The 17,924-nt window shown below is 58.6% G+C and carries 16 protein-coding genes; 8 read left to right on the forward strand and 8 right to left on the reverse strand.

Annotated elements, in window-relative coordinates; all coding sequences use genetic code 11:
* Positions 1–48: 48 nt before the first annotated feature.
* On the reverse strand, positions 49–426 hold the full coding sequence (locus V1T76_RS12255) for a hypothetical protein (RefSeq protein ID WP_330560945.1): 378 nt from the start codon (positions 424–426) through the stop codon (positions 49–51).
* A gap of 224 nt (positions 427–650) precedes the next feature.
* Positions 651–2,657 (reverse strand): methylmalonyl-CoA mutase family protein, encoded by a 2,007-nt coding sequence (locus V1T76_RS12260; protein WP_442970116.1) that lies wholly within the window; start codon positions 2,655–2,657, stop codon positions 651–653.
* 278 nt (positions 2,658–2,935) lie between these two features.
* On the opposite strand from V1T76_RS12260, the gene ccrA reads away from it, so the two are divergent.
* Positions 2,936–4,231, forward strand: coding sequence for a crotonyl-CoA carboxylase/reductase (ccrA, locus tag V1T76_RS12265; protein ID WP_330560947.1), 1,296 nt, complete (start codon positions 2,936–2,938; stop codon positions 4,229–4,231).
* A gap of 211 nt (positions 4,232–4,442) precedes the next feature.
* On the opposite strand, the gene V1T76_RS12270 is transcribed toward ccrA, so the two are convergent.
* Together V1T76_RS12270 and torT are read right to left on the reverse strand one after the other, a co-directional pair.
* A complete protein-coding gene (locus tag V1T76_RS12270; RefSeq protein ID WP_330560948.1) occupies positions 4,443–6,584 on the reverse strand; it encodes a methyl-accepting chemotaxis protein in 2,142 nt (713 codons plus the stop codon).
* A 61-nt stretch (positions 6,585–6,645) separates the two neighbouring features.
* Positions 6,646–7,698, reverse strand: a complete 1,053-nt coding sequence (torT, locus tag V1T76_RS12275) for a TMAO reductase system periplasmic protein TorT (protein WP_330560949.1) — start codon at positions 7,696–7,698, stop codon at positions 6,646–6,648.
* A 504-nt stretch (positions 7,699–8,202) separates the two neighbouring features.
* On the opposite strand from torT, the gene V1T76_RS12280 reads away from it, so the two are divergent.
* On the forward strand, positions 8,203–8,739 hold the full coding sequence (locus V1T76_RS12280; protein ID WP_442970117.1) for a CAP domain-containing protein: 537 nt from the start codon (positions 8,203–8,205) through the stop codon (positions 8,737–8,739).
* A 9-nt stretch (positions 8,740–8,748) separates the two neighbouring features.
* On the opposite strand, the gene V1T76_RS12285 is transcribed toward V1T76_RS12280, so the two are convergent.
* On the reverse strand, positions 8,749–9,318 hold the full coding sequence (locus V1T76_RS12285; protein WP_330560950.1) for an SH3 domain-containing protein: 570 nt from the start codon (positions 9,316–9,318) through the stop codon (positions 8,749–8,751).
* A gap of 200 nt (positions 9,319–9,518) precedes the next feature.
* On the opposite strand from V1T76_RS12285, the gene V1T76_RS12290 reads away from it, so the two are divergent.
* On the forward strand, positions 9,519–10,010 hold the full coding sequence (locus V1T76_RS12290; protein WP_330560951.1) for a hypothetical protein: 492 nt from the start codon (positions 9,519–9,521) through the stop codon (positions 10,008–10,010).
* A 22-nt stretch (positions 10,011–10,032) separates the two neighbouring features.
* On the opposite strand, the gene V1T76_RS12295 is transcribed toward V1T76_RS12290, so the two are convergent.
* Positions 10,033–10,764, reverse strand: coding sequence for a glycoside hydrolase family 25 protein (locus tag V1T76_RS12295; RefSeq protein WP_330560952.1), 732 nt, complete (start codon positions 10,762–10,764; stop codon positions 10,033–10,035).
* Positions 10,765–10,945: 181 nt separating this feature from the next.
* Here V1T76_RS12295 and V1T76_RS12300 point away from each other — a divergent pair, with 181 nt between their 5' ends.
* On the forward strand, positions 10,946–12,145 hold the full coding sequence (locus V1T76_RS12300) for a cation:proton antiporter (protein WP_330560953.1): 1,200 nt from the start codon (positions 10,946–10,948) through the stop codon (positions 12,143–12,145).
* Positions 12,146–12,215: 70 nt separating this feature from the next.
* Positions 12,216–13,025, forward strand: a complete 810-nt coding sequence (gene xth / locus V1T76_RS12305) for an exodeoxyribonuclease III (protein ID WP_330560954.1) — start codon at positions 12,216–12,218, stop codon at positions 13,023–13,025.
* A 222-nt stretch (positions 13,026–13,247) separates the two neighbouring features.
* On the opposite strand, the gene V1T76_RS12310 is transcribed toward xth, so the two are convergent.
* Positions 13,248–14,222 (reverse strand): NADPH:quinone oxidoreductase family protein, encoded by a 975-nt coding sequence (locus V1T76_RS12310; RefSeq protein WP_330560955.1) that lies wholly within the window; start codon positions 14,220–14,222, stop codon positions 13,248–13,250.
* A 163-nt stretch (positions 14,223–14,385) separates the two neighbouring features.
* Here V1T76_RS12310 and V1T76_RS12315 point away from each other — a divergent pair, with 163 nt between their 5' ends.
* Complete coding sequence (locus V1T76_RS12315) at positions 14,386–14,931, forward strand: RNA methyltransferase (RefSeq protein ID WP_330560956.1); 546 nt, start codon at positions 14,386–14,388, stop codon at positions 14,929–14,931.
* A gap of 61 nt (positions 14,932–14,992) precedes the next feature.
* Here V1T76_RS12315 and V1T76_RS12320 read toward each other — a convergent pair whose 3' ends face one another.
* Positions 14,993–15,565, reverse strand: a complete 573-nt coding sequence (locus tag V1T76_RS12320) for a sigma-70 family RNA polymerase sigma factor (protein WP_330560957.1) — start codon at positions 15,563–15,565, stop codon at positions 14,993–14,995.
* A 251-nt stretch (positions 15,566–15,816) separates the two neighbouring features.
* Between V1T76_RS12320 and V1T76_RS12325 the strand changes: the two genes are divergently transcribed.
* On the forward strand, positions 15,817–16,326 hold the full coding sequence (locus V1T76_RS12325; RefSeq protein ID WP_330560958.1) for an invasion associated locus B family protein: 510 nt from the start codon (positions 15,817–15,819) through the stop codon (positions 16,324–16,326).
* A gap of 304 nt (positions 16,327–16,630) precedes the next feature.
* Positions 16,631–17,854 (forward strand): 23S rRNA (adenine(2503)-C(2))-methyltransferase RlmN, encoded by a 1,224-nt coding sequence (gene rlmN / locus V1T76_RS12330; RefSeq protein ID WP_330560959.1) that lies wholly within the window; start codon positions 16,631–16,633, stop codon positions 17,852–17,854.
* Positions 17,855–17,924 lie beyond the last annotated feature (70 nt).

Here is a 17,924-nt window from a genome sequence, read left to right on the forward strand (position 1 = left end):
TTAATATGTAACAAGCCAAGCAACTTCAACCGATCGGCGTTCCCGCCCTCAGGTCGCGACATTCACCTCATGCGGAGGGTCACCGTCTTCGTGATCCTCATAGGCATGACGGACAGTGTCTGGCGGCAGTCTGTCGACCGGTCCCTGCAGGGGGTGCACGGGCCCGTGGTCGATGCCCGGCTCCATGACCTGCAGCGCGGTGGCTTTGTAGGCGGCAACGCCATCCAGCACATGATTTACGATGTGATGATCATCAATAAGAACGGCCGGATTGTTCTCGGACAGTCCGGTTTCGTTTTCGTGGCGCTCTGCGGTGTCACGCTTTTTTCTGCGGTCGTAACCGGTGCCATCACCGTCACGATCCGCTGGATACTCTGTCGCATGCGCCACGACCTGGGCCGCTTGCGGCCTTTCGATCGTCGCCATTCCGGCCTCCTGGCCTTCAGAGAATTGCCGCCTTCTGGCGGAACCCTGCGATTGTTTCAACAAAGAGTTAACAAAACTTTACGCAAGGTTAACCTTCTCCACAACCAAAGGCAACGGCATCAGGACGGCAAGAGCCACGGCCGGGAGCCCGTCCCGGCCAGAGATAGAAGGGCCGATAAGACCCGCTTCCACTCCTGCACTGACACCCCTGAAGTGAACTCAGCTCAGGCGGCCTTTTCCGCCCGGTTGCCGACAATCCGCACGACATCGGCCATGATGTCGGTGAGCTGGAAGTCCTTGGGGGTATAGACGGCGGCAACGCCTTGCGCCTTGAGCTGCGCTGCGTCTTCGTCCGGGATAATACCGCCGACCACAACCGGGATATCGTCTGCCCCGGCAGCCCGCAGCCGGTCCATTACGTCACGCACCAGAGCCAGATGCGAGCCTGAGAGGATCGATAGCCCGATCACGTGAACGTCTTCTTCCACCGCCGCGTTGACGATCTGCGCCGGGGTCAGGCGGATGCCTTCATAGACCACTTCCATGCCGCAATCGCGCGCCCTGACGGCAATCTGTTCCGCTCCGTTGGAATGGCCGTCGAGACCCGGCTTGCCGACCAGAAACTTCAGCCTGCGGCCGAGTTTCTTTGAAACCGCCTCCACATCCGAGCGAATGTCGGCCAATGTGCCGGCATTGTCCCGCACGGCCTGACCAACGCCGGTCGGAGCGCGGTATTCGCCAAAGACTTCGCGCAGGGTCCGGCCCCACTCGCCTGTCGTCGCCCCGGCCCTGGCCGCGGCGATGGAGGGCTCCATGATGTTCCGGCCTTCCTGGGCTGCCGCTTTCAGCTCTGCCAGCGCAGCTTCGACAGCGGCTTGATCGCGCGCCTCGCGCCAGGCCTTGACCTTTTCGACAGCTTCTTCCTCGACATGCTCGGAAACGGTCAGGATGCCACCGTCTTCCCCGGCAGCCAGCGGCGAAGGCTCGCTGTCTGTCCAGCGGTTGACGCCGACCACCACCTGGCCGCCGCCCTCGATGGCGGCAAGACGTGCGGAGTTGGATTCCACAAGCTGGCGCTTCATGTAGCTGCTGTCGACGGCCGCGACCGCGCCCCCCATGGCGTCGATCCGGGCAAGCTCTTCACGGGCTTGCGCCTTCAGCTCCTCCACCTTCCGGGTTATTTCGGCCGATCCGTCGAAGATGTCCGCGTATTCCAGAAGGTCCGTCTCATAGGCAACGATCTGCTGCATGCGGAGCGACCACTGCTGGTCGAACGGCCGCGGCAGGCCCAGCGCCTCGTTCCAGGCGGGAAGCTGCACGGCGCGCGCACGCGCGTTTTTGGACAAGACCACCGCCAGCATCTCGATCAGGATACGGTAGACGTTGTTTTCCGGCTGCGGCTCGGTCAAGCCAAGGCTGTTGACCTGAACCCCGTAGCGGAAGCGGCGATAGCGCTCGTCTTCGACACCGTAACGCTCCAGGCAAATCTCGTCCCACAGTTCGGTGAAGGCGCGCATCTTGCACATCTCGGTGATGAAACGCATGCCTGCGTTCACGAAAAAGGAAATGCGGCCGACCGCCTTCGGAAAATCTTCCTCGGGAATGGCGCCGCTCGCCTTGATGGAATCCAGGATGGCAACCGCCGTCGCCAGCGCGAAGGACAGTTCCTGCACCGGTGTCGCGCCTGCTTCCTGCAAATGATAGGAGCAGACGTTCATCGGATTCCATTTGGGCATGTTGGAATAGGTCCAGGCGATCACATCGGTCGTCAGCCTGAGCGAAGGCGCCGGCGGGAACACATAGGTGCCGCGGGACAGATATTCCTTGATGATGTCGTTCTGGGTCGTGCCGGACAGAAGGCTGCGATCGGCGCCCTGCTCATCGGCAGCTGCAATATAGAGCGACAGCAGCCAGGGTGCAGTCGCATTGATCGTCATGGACGTGTTCATCCGCTCCAGCGGAATATCCTGAAACAGGGTACGCATGTCGCCGAGATGGGCCACCGGAACCCCGACCTTGCCCACTTCGCCGCGCGCAAGGGCATCGTCCGGGTCATATCCGGTCTGAGTCGGCAGGTCGAACGCGACGGACAGGCCGGTCTGACCCTTGGCAAGATTGCCACGGTACAGCTTGTTCGATTCGGCCGCTGTGGAGTGGCCCGCATAGGTCCGGAATATCCACGGACGATCCTTCTCCGGCCGGCTCTCACCCGATGCACTCATGCCACTCATCCTCCTAAGGCGTTCTGATGCCTGTTTTTTCTTGATTTGGCAGCACTGCGTCCGCCTGTTTCTCCCAAACAGTCAGCAGTGTGCCGGAGATTACGCGACTGCGAAACTCCAATGTGCAATGCAAAATAAGGTTGGCATCAAAACGCAAGTTAAGCAATAGTCGTATAGAACGGTGATCGTTTTTGAACAATAGTTGCGCAAAACCGGGTAATCGTCCGGTTATGCCTTGTGCAAATGCGAAATTCTGAGGCCCAAAAAGAAGCCCTGGGAGGGGGAGAATGACAGCGACCGCGGAAGCCAATGACAACGAAACGCGAGAGGGCGCGCCGGTGAAAGATCTTTATGAAATCGGAGAGATCCCGCCGCTCGGACACGTTCCCAAAAACATGTATGCCTGGACCATCCGCCGCGAACGCCACGGTCCGCCGGAAGACGCCATGAAACTGGAAGTCGTGCCGACCTGGGAACTCGACAGCCACGAGGTTCTGGTTCTGGTGATGGCCGCCGGTGTCAACTACAACGGCATCTGGGCAGGTCTCGGCCAGCCGATCAGCCCGTTCGACGGGCACGGCGCCGCCTACCACATCGCCGGCTCCGATGCATCCGGCATCGTCTGGGCCGTCGGTGACAAGGTCAAACGCTGGAAAGTTGGCGACGAAGTGGTGGTTCATTGTAACCAGGACGACGGCGACGACGAGGAATGCAACGGCGGTGACCCGATGTTCTCGACCTCCCAGAGAATCTGGGGTTACGAGACGCCTGACGGATCCTTCTCGCAGTTCACCCGCGTTCAGGCCCAGCAGCTCATGCCCCGGCCGAAGCATCTGACCTGGGAAGAAAGCGCCTGCTACACGCTGACGCTCGCAACCGCCTACCGCATGTTGTTCGGCCACCACCCGCACGAACTGAAACCTGGCCAGAACGTGCTGGTCTGGGGCGCTTCCGGCGGTCTCGGTTCCTATGCCATCCAGCTGATCACCGCAGCGGGCGCAAACGCCATCGGCGTCATCTCCGACGAGGACAAGCGCCAGTTCGTCATGGACCTCGGCGCCAAGGGCGTGATCAACCGCAAGGACTTCAAGTGCTGGGGCCAGTTGCCCAAGGTCGGCTCGCCCGAATATGCGGACTGGTTCGCCGAAGCGCGCAAATTCGGCAAGGCAATCTGGGACATTACCGGCAAGGGCAACAACGTCGACATCGTCTTCGAGCACCCGGGCGAGGCAACCTTCCCGGTCTCGACCCTGGTCTGCAAGAAGGGCGGCATGGTCGTCATTTGCGCCGGCACCTCCGGCTTCAACTGCACCTTCGACGTCCGGTACATGTGGATGCACCAGAAGCGCCTGCAGGGCTCGCACTTTGCCCATCTGAAGCAGGCCTCGGCCGCCAACAAGCTGATGATCGAACGGCGCATCGACCCCTATATGTCCGAGGTCTTTCCCTGGGATCAGATCCCGAAGGCCCATACCAAGATGTGGAAGAACCAGCACGCTCCGGGCAACATGTCCGTGCTGGTCTGCGCACCGACCACCGGTCTGCGCACCTATGAGGACGTTCTGGAAGCGTCCACCCGCTGATCCGGCACCGCCGCCTTCACGGGTCTCCCCTTCCTGGCGGCGGGCTCATCAAGCTCCCTGAAAGGCTGGGGGCATCTGCTCCCTGGCCTCGTACAGCCTGACCAGCCCGTGTCTCACGGGCTGGTCTTTTCGTTTTCGTCATCCGGGCAGTGAGAACCCGGACCGGGAGGGTGAGCCGGTTTCGAGGCCTCGTTGTGGCTCAAGATGAGACTTATGCTGCACGCACCGATTCAAGAAACTTGCTGATATTCTGGTTTATCTCATCAGCAGTCGTCGAAACCTCGAGTGAAGCGGATTTCACAAGTTCCGAGGATTGTTTCGTTTCTTCGGCCGACTGAGACACATCTTGAATGTTTGTGGCAACGATCGTCGTACCTTGAGCAGCCTCCTGAACATTCCGCGAAATTTCGTTTGTCGCGGAACTTTGCTGTTCAGCAGAGGAGGCGATTGCAGCAGAATAGTCACGCACCGAATTCATGGTCGCAGAAATCTTCTCGATTGCAGCGACCGCGTTGCTGGTAGAGCCTTGAATCGCGGATATCTGTTCAGCAATTTCACTTGTCGCCTTAGAAGTCTGGTCAGCTAACGCCTTGACTTCAGTTGCAACAACGGCAAATCCCTTACCGGCTTCGCCTGCACGTGCAGCCTCGATCGTCGCGTTAAGCGCAAGGAGGTTCGTTTGTGCTGCGATATCGGTGATGATATTTACAACGTCACCGATACGTTCAACGGTGTTTGCCAGCCCGACAATTTCATCACTAGCCGTGCTTACGTCTTGATCGGCTTGCAGGACCACTTCGCCCGTTGTCTTGATTTGCTGTTGTATTTCATTGATTGACTGAGACAATTCTTCAGCAGCAGCTGCGACTGCCTGAACATTCCGAGCGGCTTCTTCGGACGATCCGAAGGCCCTGCTTGATTTCTCCGTCGTCATTTCGGCGACGCTTCCAAGCCCATCGGCAGTCTCGCGCAAACTGGTCGCAGTATTTTGCGCTTGCTCCATCAAATTCGCGACGTTGCTTTCAAAGTCGGAGATGAGGTTGGAGATGACATTTTGACGTTGCTGTTCAACCGAATTGGCTTCCGCCTGCTGATGGCGCAGGTTCTCGGCTTCAATCGCGTTGTCTTTGAACACCCGCAAGGCAGATGCCATCTGACCGATTTCATCACGACTAACCTGGGGGACAACAGCTTCCAGATCACCTTGCGACAAGGCAAGGGTTGTATGATTCAGCGCCACCAGCCGCCGAACGACACGTCTTTCAACGTAGAAAAAGCCGATCAACGCGGAAAGGACCACGGACGCGATTGACAGTACGATCATCAACGTGAAAGCGAACGAGGTCAGTCGTGTCATATCGGACTTGGCCGTGGAGATATTCTCCTTGGATGTCCTGACAGTATCCAGAACGGACGCTTCAAGTTCCCTGGTGCTTTTCTGTAAATCCGCCCGGAGGGCAGCCATCTCGTCTTTCGTTTCGATACGATTGACATTGATGGAGTGAAAGCTCTCTTCAGTTCCTGTGTCTACTAAGGATTGGATCGCAGACAAGACTTCCAGGGCTTGTTTTTTCCGGTCGGGATCATCAATCTTGTCTGCATTCCGGCCCAGAGTGACAAGCAACGCTTTAACCTGTTCGTCAGCCTGCTCTATCTCTTCAAGCGTTTGTGCGCTCTTCACCAGACCAATACTGTGTTCTACGGCGAGGGCGTTCGCCTTGAAGCTTGTCATGGCGTCGGAGTAAAACAGCTGGATGTCCAGCAAATCGTCGAGAGTTGCAAAAACAGCGTCAATGTTATCGCTGTCTTCAACGATATCGTACAATGTGGACACTGAATTTGTAACACTGGCCTTCGAATTCGCGACGAGCGTTTCAGAAAGATCTATCAGATCTTTCGCGCGCGCTTTAATTTCATCTTCAACCAAATCACCACTGTTATTAAGCTCTATGCGTGCGTTGGTGAGTTCGGTGTAAGTTTTCAATTTGCCGGTCAGAGATTCTATTTCTGCCGCCAGGTTGGAATTTGCTTCTTGCTGACCGCCAAGCTCTCCCAACTTGTTCACGGCATCGTTCGCTTTCATCATCGCACTTTGAAGAGAAGCTTCAACGCTGGAAATTTCTTCAAGGTTTTGCGCCTGATCCAACATACCCGTCATGTTGGTGAGCAAGATGCCGTTCACGTAGAGGTCTTTTGCCGCCTCCGACGAAGGCATGTCGACATCGAGAACGGTTGCCTGTTCCTTGTTCATGGAACTCAATGCAAACATCCCTGTCGCCGATGAAACAAGCACCATTGCAGTGACGACGCCAAATGCTCCCAGCAGGCCGGTTTTTACGGTAAGACCCTTCATGTTCACCCCCAAAATGTATGGAAAAGGAGCGTGCGTCACGCTCCTTTGTTTTTGTGTCCGCTCAGTCGACTTTGAAAGTCGGCTTGAAGTCGGAGGGGGCGAGCGATTCATCCAGCGCGAAAGATTTCACATTATCTTTGTTGACGTTGAAAATCGCGGGACCAACGTGGTCAGCCTGTACGGAACCTTCAAGGAACCGAACGGCCTGATCGACCGAAATCATCCCCTGCAACGCCGCGCTGTCAGTCGGCGCGCTTGAGATCAAGCCGCGGCGAATTCCGCGATAAATGGCTGGGGTGAAGTAATCGGAGACCAGTTTCACCTGGTCCTGCAGACCCTTCTGCCGCAACACACTCATCGCAACTTCAATGGCGACCGCGTTTCCGGCGATATAGTTCACATCAGGATGTTCTTCGAGAACGTCTTCAACAAGCTTTTGTTGAATGTCCTTGCCGGTATCGCCGTACTTGACGGCAACCAGGTCAATGGAAGAGTCCTTGACGACTTCCCGGAAGCCCTCATCTGTGAACTTTACCCAGCCTGCGCTTTCCGGCCCGGGCAACCAAGCGACTTTTGGGGAATCCGATCCCGTGGGATAAGTTTCGGAAAAATACCGGCCGGCCGAGCGGCCCATATCGCGCCAATCGACCGCGGCCATCCCTGATATTCCGTCGGGCAAAATCGCGTTTACAGTCGCAAAAACAGGCTTCTTCTTGGAAGCTTCGACGACTGTTGGTGTCATCTGATCGTGCGATACGGTACCCAGCAGAATTGCGTCGTAGTTTCCATCAGCACAGTCCGCCACCTGCTGCTTCTGCTTTTCAAGATTGGGATATCCCCCTGCCTCGAAAAGATCGACAGCCACGCCAATTTTCTGCGCATGGGCAACAACACCGTAGTTTGTTGCGACCCAATAGGGGTCTTTCAGATGCGGAAAAATGACGCAAAGGTTCCACTTTTTGGAAGCCTTCTCGACCGCGGAATAACTGGCATCTTCTGGCGAATTCGAGAAATCATACGCGGGTGTCCACTTGTCGACCTCCCAGGTCTGCCCGAATGCGGCGGAGATTGAAAATGCGGCAATTCCCACCGCCAATGTAGTCCCTTTGAGCATGTCCTTTTACCCCTCAGTTGTTCTGAAATCGATTTCTACTTTAGGTATCTTTAGTATAGGCATAGTTATTTCTAACAATGCAGCGATTTCTACTATAATATTTCAGAAATTTCCTGAATATGGAGTTAATGACTTTTTCTAATAGAGTAATGTAAGTTCTAAGTAGGAAGTAATACATATGGATTCTTTTTTTACGCTCAGGCAGATTGAAGGCTGCGATTTCGGCTAACTCAAAGCCCGGCTGGGAAAACAGGTCCAGACGGCGAGTGATTTGGCTGCCTGAACCGAAAAATGTCGGATGTCGCAAACTCACCGAAACAACTTGGCGATGCCTTCCGGAGAGTTTTCCGTCCCGCCCTCATCGGCACCGCAGACCGGCTTGTGCACCGGTTTCAAAGGACACGCGCCGCAATTCTGCTCAAGTGTCGTCACATCACCTTCCCAAGCGGGGCGAATCATGTGCCTCACTAGTCCTCATTGATCCTGTGCGGGAGCTTCAACAGCGTGGCTGATAAACCGATGGTCCATCGATCCCTCAAACTCGCCCTCGCCGGTGCGCTGCTGCTCTCGGTCGCGGCCTGCATGGGAGATCGCATGCAGACGCCGCCCTTCTACGAGGACATGGCGCGTGTCGACGGTGTGGTGGATGCGGCAACGGCCGCGCAGATGATCTCGCAGTACCGGATCAACAACGGACTGTCGCCGGTGATTGCAGATCCGCAACTGAGCTCGATTGCCAAGTCACAGGCAGATGCCATGGCAGCAGCCGGAAACGTGCAGGCCTCGCTTGCCCCGAACCAGCAGCTGGCAACCCGCATGGCTTCCATTGGCGAGCCGAAAACGGCTGCTGCCGAAAACGTCAGCGCCGGCTACAGAACCTTCGCCGAGGCGTTTTCGGGCTGGCGGGAAAGCCCCAAGCACAATCAGGTTCTGCTGACAAAGGACGCCACCCGGCTCGGCATCGCGACAGCTTATGCGCCCAATGCCAAGCACAAGGTGTTCTGGTCGCTGGTTATGGCGGCGCCGAAACCGGCGCAGTAACGACTGACCTCAATAAACGCGGTGTTCGAAATACCGCTGCGGGTAGCCGGGGTAGGAATCCCAGTACGGCCGAATGATAACTGGCTGCGGCGGCGCGACCACGACGGGCGGCGCGTCATAAACCGGACCCGGTGCATAGACGGGGCCTGGCTCGACCGGCGGCGCATACGGGGGATCATAGGGCGGATCGCCCTTGTAGACCGGCCCACCCCGATAAGCAGGCCCTTCCACATAGATCGGGTAATCCCGATAGTAGCGCTGCACACCCAGGTTGATCCCCGCGCTGGGGATCGGCCGGCCGTAATAGATGCCATCGCCGCCATAGCTGAGATACTTGCCCGAAACCCATCCCTTGACGTTGGTAAAGGCGGCATCGCACCAGCCGAAGTCGGCCGTACACCCGAAAATGGTAACGCCGCCTCCGCGCGGCACGGTGGCCATCACGGGATAATTGGTTCCAGGCCCTGCACGCATGTTGAGATTGGCCGTCGTAAAGGCAATTGCCGGCCGTGACTGGGCGCTCGCCGGCAGCGCCATCATCACGATCGCGGCCAGCGCCAGCGAAAAGCGGATCAACATGTTCGAAACTCCAAAGTTCTGCGCCCCGACGCTGTCAAGAAGCGGCTAGCATCATGGCAAAAGTATAGCGCTGCAGGCATCTCGCATCCTTCTCACGCCAAATCGTGCCCGCTCCACCTTGTGTCCAGCTTGCGTCCGATTTGCGTTGGACCGGCGTTTCAGGCTTGATAGAGGCACAAACAGCCGGGGGGCTTTGAGAAATGAAAAGAATTCAACCTGTTGCGCCTGCCATGGTGCTAACGGCTCTATGGCTTGCCGCGACGACGCTCCCGGCTGCCGCCTTCGATGCCCATGCCGGTTATTATTATCCGGAAGCCCAGACCCAGGAGGTTTATGTGTCGGCGCTTGAGCTTGCTCCGGACACGGGCAAACGGTCGCGTGCAGCCTTCGTCAGCGGCCTCGCCTCCCAGAACGCCAAGCTGGGGTATCCGCCCGGATATCATTTGTTCGCAAAAGGCACCGACCTGGAAAAGCTGATCATCGTCGCAACAGGCGACGAGCGCTACGACACGCTGTTCAGGCTGCGGGCCCTGCTTGCCTCGCTCACCTCGATGGCCCGAACGACCGAATTGTTCGCACAGTCGAAGCAGCCGCAGGAGCTGAACTTCCTCGATCTGTGCAAGTTGATCGGATTCACCCTGGTCACGGTCAGCAACGGCAAGGACGTGACGCACCAGATCAAGGTGCGCTGACCCAAGCCCGCCCGGACAGCCGTCAGCGTTTCAGCTTGCCGTTGAGCCAGTCGCGATATTGCGATTTGGTGCCGAAAAACGCGTTACGGTCGACATCGCCCTTGACGCCTGGCACCCGGCCCTCGGCCGTATATTGCCAGAACACCCAGTCATCCCGCTGTTCATAGATGTTGTTTGGGAAACTGGCGACCGAGCGCAACCAGAACTGCTCGTTCTTGAGCGCACCGACCAGCCTGTCGCGGTGGAAGTCGACGGAGGAATAGATCACCGGGCGCTTGCCGTAGTGCTTTTCCATTTCGTCGAGGAAAATCTTCATGTCCCGCAGGATTTGCGGACGTTCCGGCCGTTCCCGGCAAGTCTTGGAGTGGGCGTTCCATTCCATGTCGAGCACGAGCGGCAGGGCTTGCGGATCAACGGGAACGATTTCCTTCACCCAGGAAATCTGTTCTTCGACCGGACGGCAGAAATAATAGAAGTGGTAGGCCCCGCGCGGCATGCCCGCCTGGCGCGCAGCCACCCAGTTGTCGACAAAGCGCGGGTCGACGTGATCGCCCCCTTCCGTCGCCTTGATCCAGGCAAAGGCGACACCGCCCTGCTTGGCCGCCGCCCAGTCGATATCGCCTTGCCAGCGCGACACGTCAATGCCGTGCACGGCGTAGTCTTCTGGTGTTGGATCCGGAAAGTCGTAAGCTGCACACGAGCTTAAAAAGATGAACCCGAAAATGGAACAAAACGATTTCGCGATTGCCAGCACAGCGTCCTCGGCAGGGTTAAGAAAGGCTTTAAGTCACCGCACAAAATGCCCGGGATTTCCTAACGGAGCGTAGACGAATTCACGATTTCTCCGCATAAACACGTATCTGTTATCGTGCTGGCAATCCGAATAGGGCGGGATTGCGGCGGATCAAAGACATCCGGCCCGCTTCGCCCAATCTATGAGCATGGAAATTGCGACCACTCTGATCGCCATTGGCGTCCTTTTGCTGCTCGGCATGCTGTCCGACGAAATCGGCCACAGGACGCAGATGCCCCGTGTCACCCTGCTGATACTGTGCGGACTGGCCGCAGGCCCGGCCTTTCTGGATCTCCTGCCCGAAAACCTGACGCAGCTTTACGAGACCCTGACCGTTCTGGCCCTGTCGATGGTTGCCTTCGTTCTTGGCGGCAAACTCTCCAGGGTTCATCTGCAGAACAGCGGCAAAGCCGTCACGGTCGTCTCGGCCTCCGCGGTTGTTTCCACGGCGGTCATTGTCTTTGCAGGCCTCGCCCTGCTCGGCTTTCCGCTGGAGCTGGCACTGATTCTGGCCGCATTGGCCACGGCGACAGACCCCGCCGCCACCAGTGACGTTATCCGCCAGTACCGCGCCAAGGGGCCTTTCACGACCATTTTGTCCGGCATCGTCGCTCTCGACGACATCTGGGGCATTCTGGTGTTCGCCTTCTGCCTCATGGGCGCGCAGGCCCTCCTGGGCGGTGACGGCTCAGGCGCGTTGCTGCACGCCGTATGGGAGATCGTCGGATCACTGCTGCTTGGGGCCGTCGTCGGGCTTCCTGCGGGCTATCTGTCGGGCCGTCTGCAGCCGGGCGACCCAACCCTTGCCGAGGCGCTTGGCATCGTGTTCCTGACTGCAGGTCTGGCGCTCTGGCTCGACCTGTCGTTCCTGCTCGCGGGCATCGCCTGCGGTGCCATGGTGGTCAACACCGGGCGTCACCATACCCGGCCGTTCTATGAAATCGAACACATCGAATGGCCCTTCATGATCTTCTTTTTCGTGCTCGCCGGAGCGGCGCTGCAGCCGGAACTTCTGTTGAAGCTGGGCCTTCTTGGGGCTGCCTACGTTCTGCTGCGGCTTGTCGGACGCCTTGCCGGGGGCTGGCTCGGCGGCAAGCTCACCAGCGGCGCTGGAACCGACCGAAGTTATCTCTTCGGCCTGTCCCTGCTACCCCAGGCAGGCGTCGCGCTCGGCATGGCGCTGGTCGCCGCTGAAGTGCTGCCCCGTTTCCGGGATGAAATCCTGACCGTCGCCATCGGATCGACAATCGTGTTCGAATTGCTCGGTCCCGCCGCGACCCAACTCGCGCTGAAACGGGCCGGCGAAACCGGCAAGGCCGGGACGGACGATCCGGAAACCTGAAATCGTTTGCACTCGGCGGCCAAATCCGTATGACTTGGCAAATCCCGCAACAAGCCTTGGCAAATTTCCCATGACAGACCGGATCAAACTCGTCACCTGGAACATCAATTCCGTGCGCCTGCGCATGCCGATTGTGGAACAGCTGATCGACGAAGTCGCACCGGACGTGATCTGCCTGCAGGAAACCAAGTGCCCGGACGCAAACTTCCCGGAAAACGCCTTCCGCAAGGCCGGGTACCAGCACATGGCCATCCACGGCCAGAAGGGCTACCACGGCGTCGCGACGCTCTCCAGGCTCCCCCTGAGCAACATCGAAAAGCGTGATTTCTGTCAGGTCGGCGACAGCCGGCATGTAGCGGTGGACGTGCCCTTCAACGGCTCCAGCATCCGTCTGCATAATTTCTATGTGCCGGCAGGCGGCGACGAGCCGGACCGCACGATCAACCCGAAATTCGGCCACAAACTCGACTTCATGAACGAGATGCTGGGATGGCTGAAAGGCGAGGAAACCTCAAAGCCCGCCATTCTGGTCGGTGACCTCAACGTCGCTCCTTACGAGCACGACGTCTGGTCTCACAAGAAGCTGCTGAAGGTCGTCTCGCACACCCCGGTCGAAACGGAACTGTTCGAGCAGGTGCGGGAGGCAGGTGGCTGGCTGGACGCGATGCGCCAGTTCACACCGCTGGACGAAAAGCTCTACACTTGGTGGAGCTACCGCGCCAAGGACTGGTCCGCCGCCGACAAGGGCCGCCGCCTCGACCATGTCTGGGTGTCCCAGCCCCTCGCCCCGCACGTCAAGGGCACCACGGTGCTGCGCGCCGCGCGCGGCTGGGAAAAGCCGTCGGACCACGCACCGGTGATCGCGGAATTTGCGATCTGAGGGCAGTCTGAGCACGTGGCCCATCCTTCGAGACAGCGCTTCGCGCTTCCTCAGGATGAGGTCATCTTTGTTGCATGTTCCCGGATTTGCCAAAACCAGAGCCTCATCCTGAGGAGGACCGCAAGGTCCGTCTCGAAGGATGGGCCACATGCCCGAAAACCCGCACCCGAACTGCCTAAACCCGGAAAGACCCCGCGCCATCGATCAGGCGCAACGCACGCCTCAAGGCGTCACAATCACCTTGCCCTGCACCCGGCGCGCGGCGATTTCCTCCAGCGCCTGAGCGGTTTCTTCCAGCTTGTAGACCCCGTGGATGTGCGGCTTCAGCTTGCCCTCGCCAACCCAGGTCAGAAGCTCCTTCATGTTGCGGCGATGTCCTGCCGGGTCTCTGTCGAGCGCGGCACCCCAGAAGACGCCGCGAATGTCGCAACCCTTCAGCATGACGATATTGAGCGGGATCTTCGGAATGTCCCCCGCGGCAAAACCGATCACCAGAAACCGTCCCTCCCAGGCGGTTGCCCGGATCGCCTGTTCCGACAGCTCCCCACCGACCGGATCGTAAACCACGTCAACGCCCTTGCCGCCGGTCAGCTCCTTCAGGGTTTCCTTGAGCGGCTGAACCGAATAATCGACTGTCATATGCGCACCGAGCGAGCGGGCGAAGGCGAGTTTTTCCTCCGATGAGGCGCAGGCGATCACCTTCGCTCCCATGATCGCGGCAATTTCCACCGCTGCCTGACCGACACCGCCCGATGCGCCCAGAACGGCAACCGTTTCGTCCGGTTTCAATCCGGCACGGTCGCGATAGGCATGTAGCGTGGTGCCGTAGGTCACTGTCAGACCCGCTGCGACTTCAAAGGAAATATCATCCGGCAGCGCGACAAGATCAGTAGCGGCAACCGCCACTTTTTCCCGCGCGGCGCCCCAGCGTATGTAGCCCATGACCCTGTCGCCGGCAGCAACCCCGGCAACGCCTTCTCCGACCGTCTCGACCACACCGGCAAATTCGGCGCTAGGCGAAAACGGCATTTCCGGCTTGTACTGGTACTTGCCCCTGATGATCAGCGTATCGAAGAAATTGAGCGCGCAGGCCTTCACCCGCACCACGACCTCACCCGGTCCGGCAACGGGATCGGCAATCTCTTCGACAACCAGACCGGAGGGCGGACCGAAGGTTTTGCAAAGACAGGCTTTCACGGCATCCTCATGCGTTTGAATGGCAAAGCGCCGGTCGCGCTGCATTGGCCAGGACGTTAGCAAGCCATGCAAGAAGCGGGAATTGGCTTTCCGGATAAGCTGAAAACTTTCAGCTCTGGCGAAAGTCGGCTATGAGGCAGCCAAATCGAAAACGGACGAACTGATGCGCGGATATTTTGCAATCGGGGCCGAGGGCCTCTCGAAACGGATGAACCTTGGCACCTTGATGCGCTCCGCGCATGCGTTCGGCGCCAATTTCTTCTTCACGGTGGATGCCGACCACAAACTGCGCAAGGCGCCGCCCTCCGACACTTCGAAAAGCCCCGGACACCTGCCGGTCTTCACCTGGGACAGCGTCGACACTATGGACCTGCCCAGGGGATGCCAGCTTGTCGGCATCGAGTTGACGGACGAATCGATCGAATTGCCGAGCTTCGGTCACCCGCTTCAGGCCGCCTATGTGCTGGGCCCCGAGCGCGGCTCGCTTTCACCGCAGATGCTGGAGCGCTGCGACCATGTGGTGAAGATCCCGACCAAATTCTGCATCAATGTTGCCATGGCCGGCGCAATCGTGATGTACGACCGTCACAGAGCCCTCGGCCGCTACGCGGATCGCTCCATCACGGCTGGAGGCCCGAAAATCGAACGCCCGAAGCATGTCAGCGGCGGTCCGGTGATGCGCACGGGCCGCAAGGTTCCGGGAACCTGAGTCGGCAGACCCGGATTATCGGATCTTCAAAATCTCGGAAAAGCGGCCGTCCCGGACTGGATCAGTCCACATCTACGGACGAGTCGGTCTCCAGAAGCTGTCGCAACCGGCCAAAGGCAAGCCTGATGCGCGATTTGACCGTCCCGAGTGGCAATCCGGTATTTTCGGCAATTTCGCTGTGAGACTGACCTGCGAAAAAAGCCAGGCGAACGACATTCCGCTGTTCTTCAGGCAACTGCGACAAAGCGGCACGCACCCGGTTTTCCCGCAGCCTTGCATCCATTTCCTCGGCGATGTCCGGCAGAGGCGTCGGCTGCAGGGAGGGGTCCTCCGGATCGAGCGCGGCGGACTTCTGACGGCGAATCCTGTCTATCCGCCGGTTACGGGCGACACGGAACAGCCAGGTGCTTGCATTTGATTTTTTCGGATCGAACAAATCCGCCTTGCGCCACAACGTCATCATGACGTCCTGGGCAACTTCCTCCGCCAGAGCCTCATCGGCTCCCTGCTTCATCAGATAGCCCTTCAGGCGCGGCGCAAAGTGATCGAACAGCTCGATAAAAGCCGCCCTGTCCCGGTCTTTCGCCACTTTGACAATGAGATCGGAAAAATACTGCACCTGCGTCAAAGACAAACAATCCCCCTGCCGATCCATCTTCTTTAGCAGGTTCGGCATAATTCGAAAGGGGGGTCAAGCAGGTCTGCCACACTGTTGCCGCCTTTAAACGCAAAGCGATAAGATTGGTGCACGCACCGAAAACAGAAAAACAATTGCCGAGCTTCAACCCTTTCGTAACCCGCTTTAAGTTATCATTAAAGCAAGGTTTATATGTCAGACGGCAGTTGAACTAAATTTGACGGAAACTCAAATCCAACGGTGTGGAGATGATGAAAGCAAAATCGCTGGTTCTGGCCATCGCAGGTCTTGCCGTTTCGAGTGCAGCGGCTTTCGCGCAAACCCCGACACTTCTGAAGCAGCACAAGGACTGGGCAGCCTATGCGTTGACCAGCGGCGGCGGCAAGGTGTGCTATGCGCTCACCAAACCGACCACGTTGCTTCCCGGAGATCGTAACCACGGGGATGTATTCTTTTTCGTGACCACCCGCCCGGCGGAAGGCGTTTCGTCCGAGCCGAGCTTGCTGGTCGGTTATCCTTTCAAGGACAAATCCTCGGTCAGCGTCGATATTGATGGCAAGGGCTTCACGCTCTTTACCAACAAAGACGGGGCCTGGGTCGAAAACGCTGCAACCGAAGCGCAACTGGTCGCTGCCATGAGGGCTGGCCGGGAAATGACGGTGTCCGGCGAATCCAGCCGCGGGACCCGGACCACCTACAAGTTCTCTCTGTCCGGCGTCACTGCCGCGATCGACGATTCCACCGCTGCCTGCCGCTAACGCGTTCAGGCGTTGGCTTCTCCGGCTTTCCCCTGCAATTGCAGGGCGAAAAGCCGAAGCCGGCAGGTGGTTTCCTTTCAAATTCGGTTTTACCCCGGACGGGCTCCTTGGCCTTTCCGGGCCGTTGCTGTTTGGCCAAAACACGTCTGCATAGCTCCCCTGCACGTCGAGAAACTTGATTTTCGGCCCTTTTTGTGGTGTTAGGTGCGCTTGAATTCAGACCTGCAAGACAGGCACCCGGCGACAGCGCCGTCTTGTAACAAGACGCTCAACGACCTTGCCGGACGAGATTACGGATCACGACATGGCAATTACGCTCGACATCGCTCGGGATAATCCGAACGCGCAAACCGTTTCAGCCGCAGCCGGCGCCCTTCTGCCCGGCGAGGACAAGCCGACGCTGATCGGCCTGTCGCGCGAAGAACTGGGCGAAGCGCTCGGCACCATTGGCGTGCCGCAGAAACAGTGGCGCATGCGCGCCTCCCAGCTGTGGCACTGGCTTTATGTGCGCGGCGTGTCCGATTTTGCGCAGATGACGAACATCGCCAAGGACCTGCGCCAGAAGCTGGACGAGGCTTTCACGATTGCCCGCCCGGAAATCGTGTCCGAGCAGATCTCCGTTGACGGCACCCGCAAATGGCTGTTCCGCTTTCCGGCACGTGGCGCCGGCCGCCCGGTCGAGGTCGAAACCGTCTATATTCCCGAAGAAGGCCGCGGCACGCTGTGCGTTTCTTCCCAGGTCGGCTGCACGCTGACCTGCACCTTCTGCCACACGGGCACCCAGAAGATGGTCCGCAACCTGACAGCTGAAGAAATTCTGTCGCAGATCCTGATTGCCCGTGACCGGCTGGGCGATTTCCCGCATGCGGACACCCCTCAGGGCGCCATCGTGCCGTCCGAAGGCCGGCTGGTCACCAACATCGTCATGATGGGCATGGGCGAGCCGCTCTACAATTTCGACAACGTCAAGAAGGCGCTGCTGATCGCATCCGATGGCGACGGGCTGTCGCTTTCCAAGCGCCGCATCACCCTGTCGACCTCGGGCGTCGTGCCGGAAATCTTCCGCACCGGTGAAGAGATCGGCTGCATGCTGGCCATCTCCCTCCACGCGGTCCGCGACGAGTTGCGCGACGTGCTGGTGCCGATCAACAAGAAATGGAACATCAAGGAACTGCTGGACGCCTGTCGGCAGTATCCGGGCCTGTCCAACGCCAAGCGCATCACGTTCGAATATGTGATGCTGAAGGACGTCAACGACAGCAACAAGGACGCGCTTGAGCTTGTGCGCCTGCTCAAGGGCATTCCGGCCAAGATCAACCTGATTCCCTTCAACCCGTGGCCGGGCACCGATTACGAATGCTCCGACTGGGAGCGGATCGAGGAATTTGCCGACATCGTCAACCGGGCCGGCTATGCCTCTCCGATCCGCACGCCGCGCGGCCGCGATATCTTCGCCGCCTGCGGCCAGCTGAAATCGGCGTCCGAGCGCATGCGCAAGAAGGACCGTGAGGCTCTGGCAGCCTCCTGAGACAACATTATTTGCTGAACGAAAAACGGCGGCTCCCTGGAGCCGCCGTTTTTGTCTGATCAGAAAACCT

It is taken from the genome of Roseibium sp. FZY0029, from assembly GCF_036350355.1.
In the GTDB taxonomy this organism is placed as follows: domain Bacteria; phylum Pseudomonadota; class Alphaproteobacteria; order Rhizobiales; family Stappiaceae; genus Roseibium.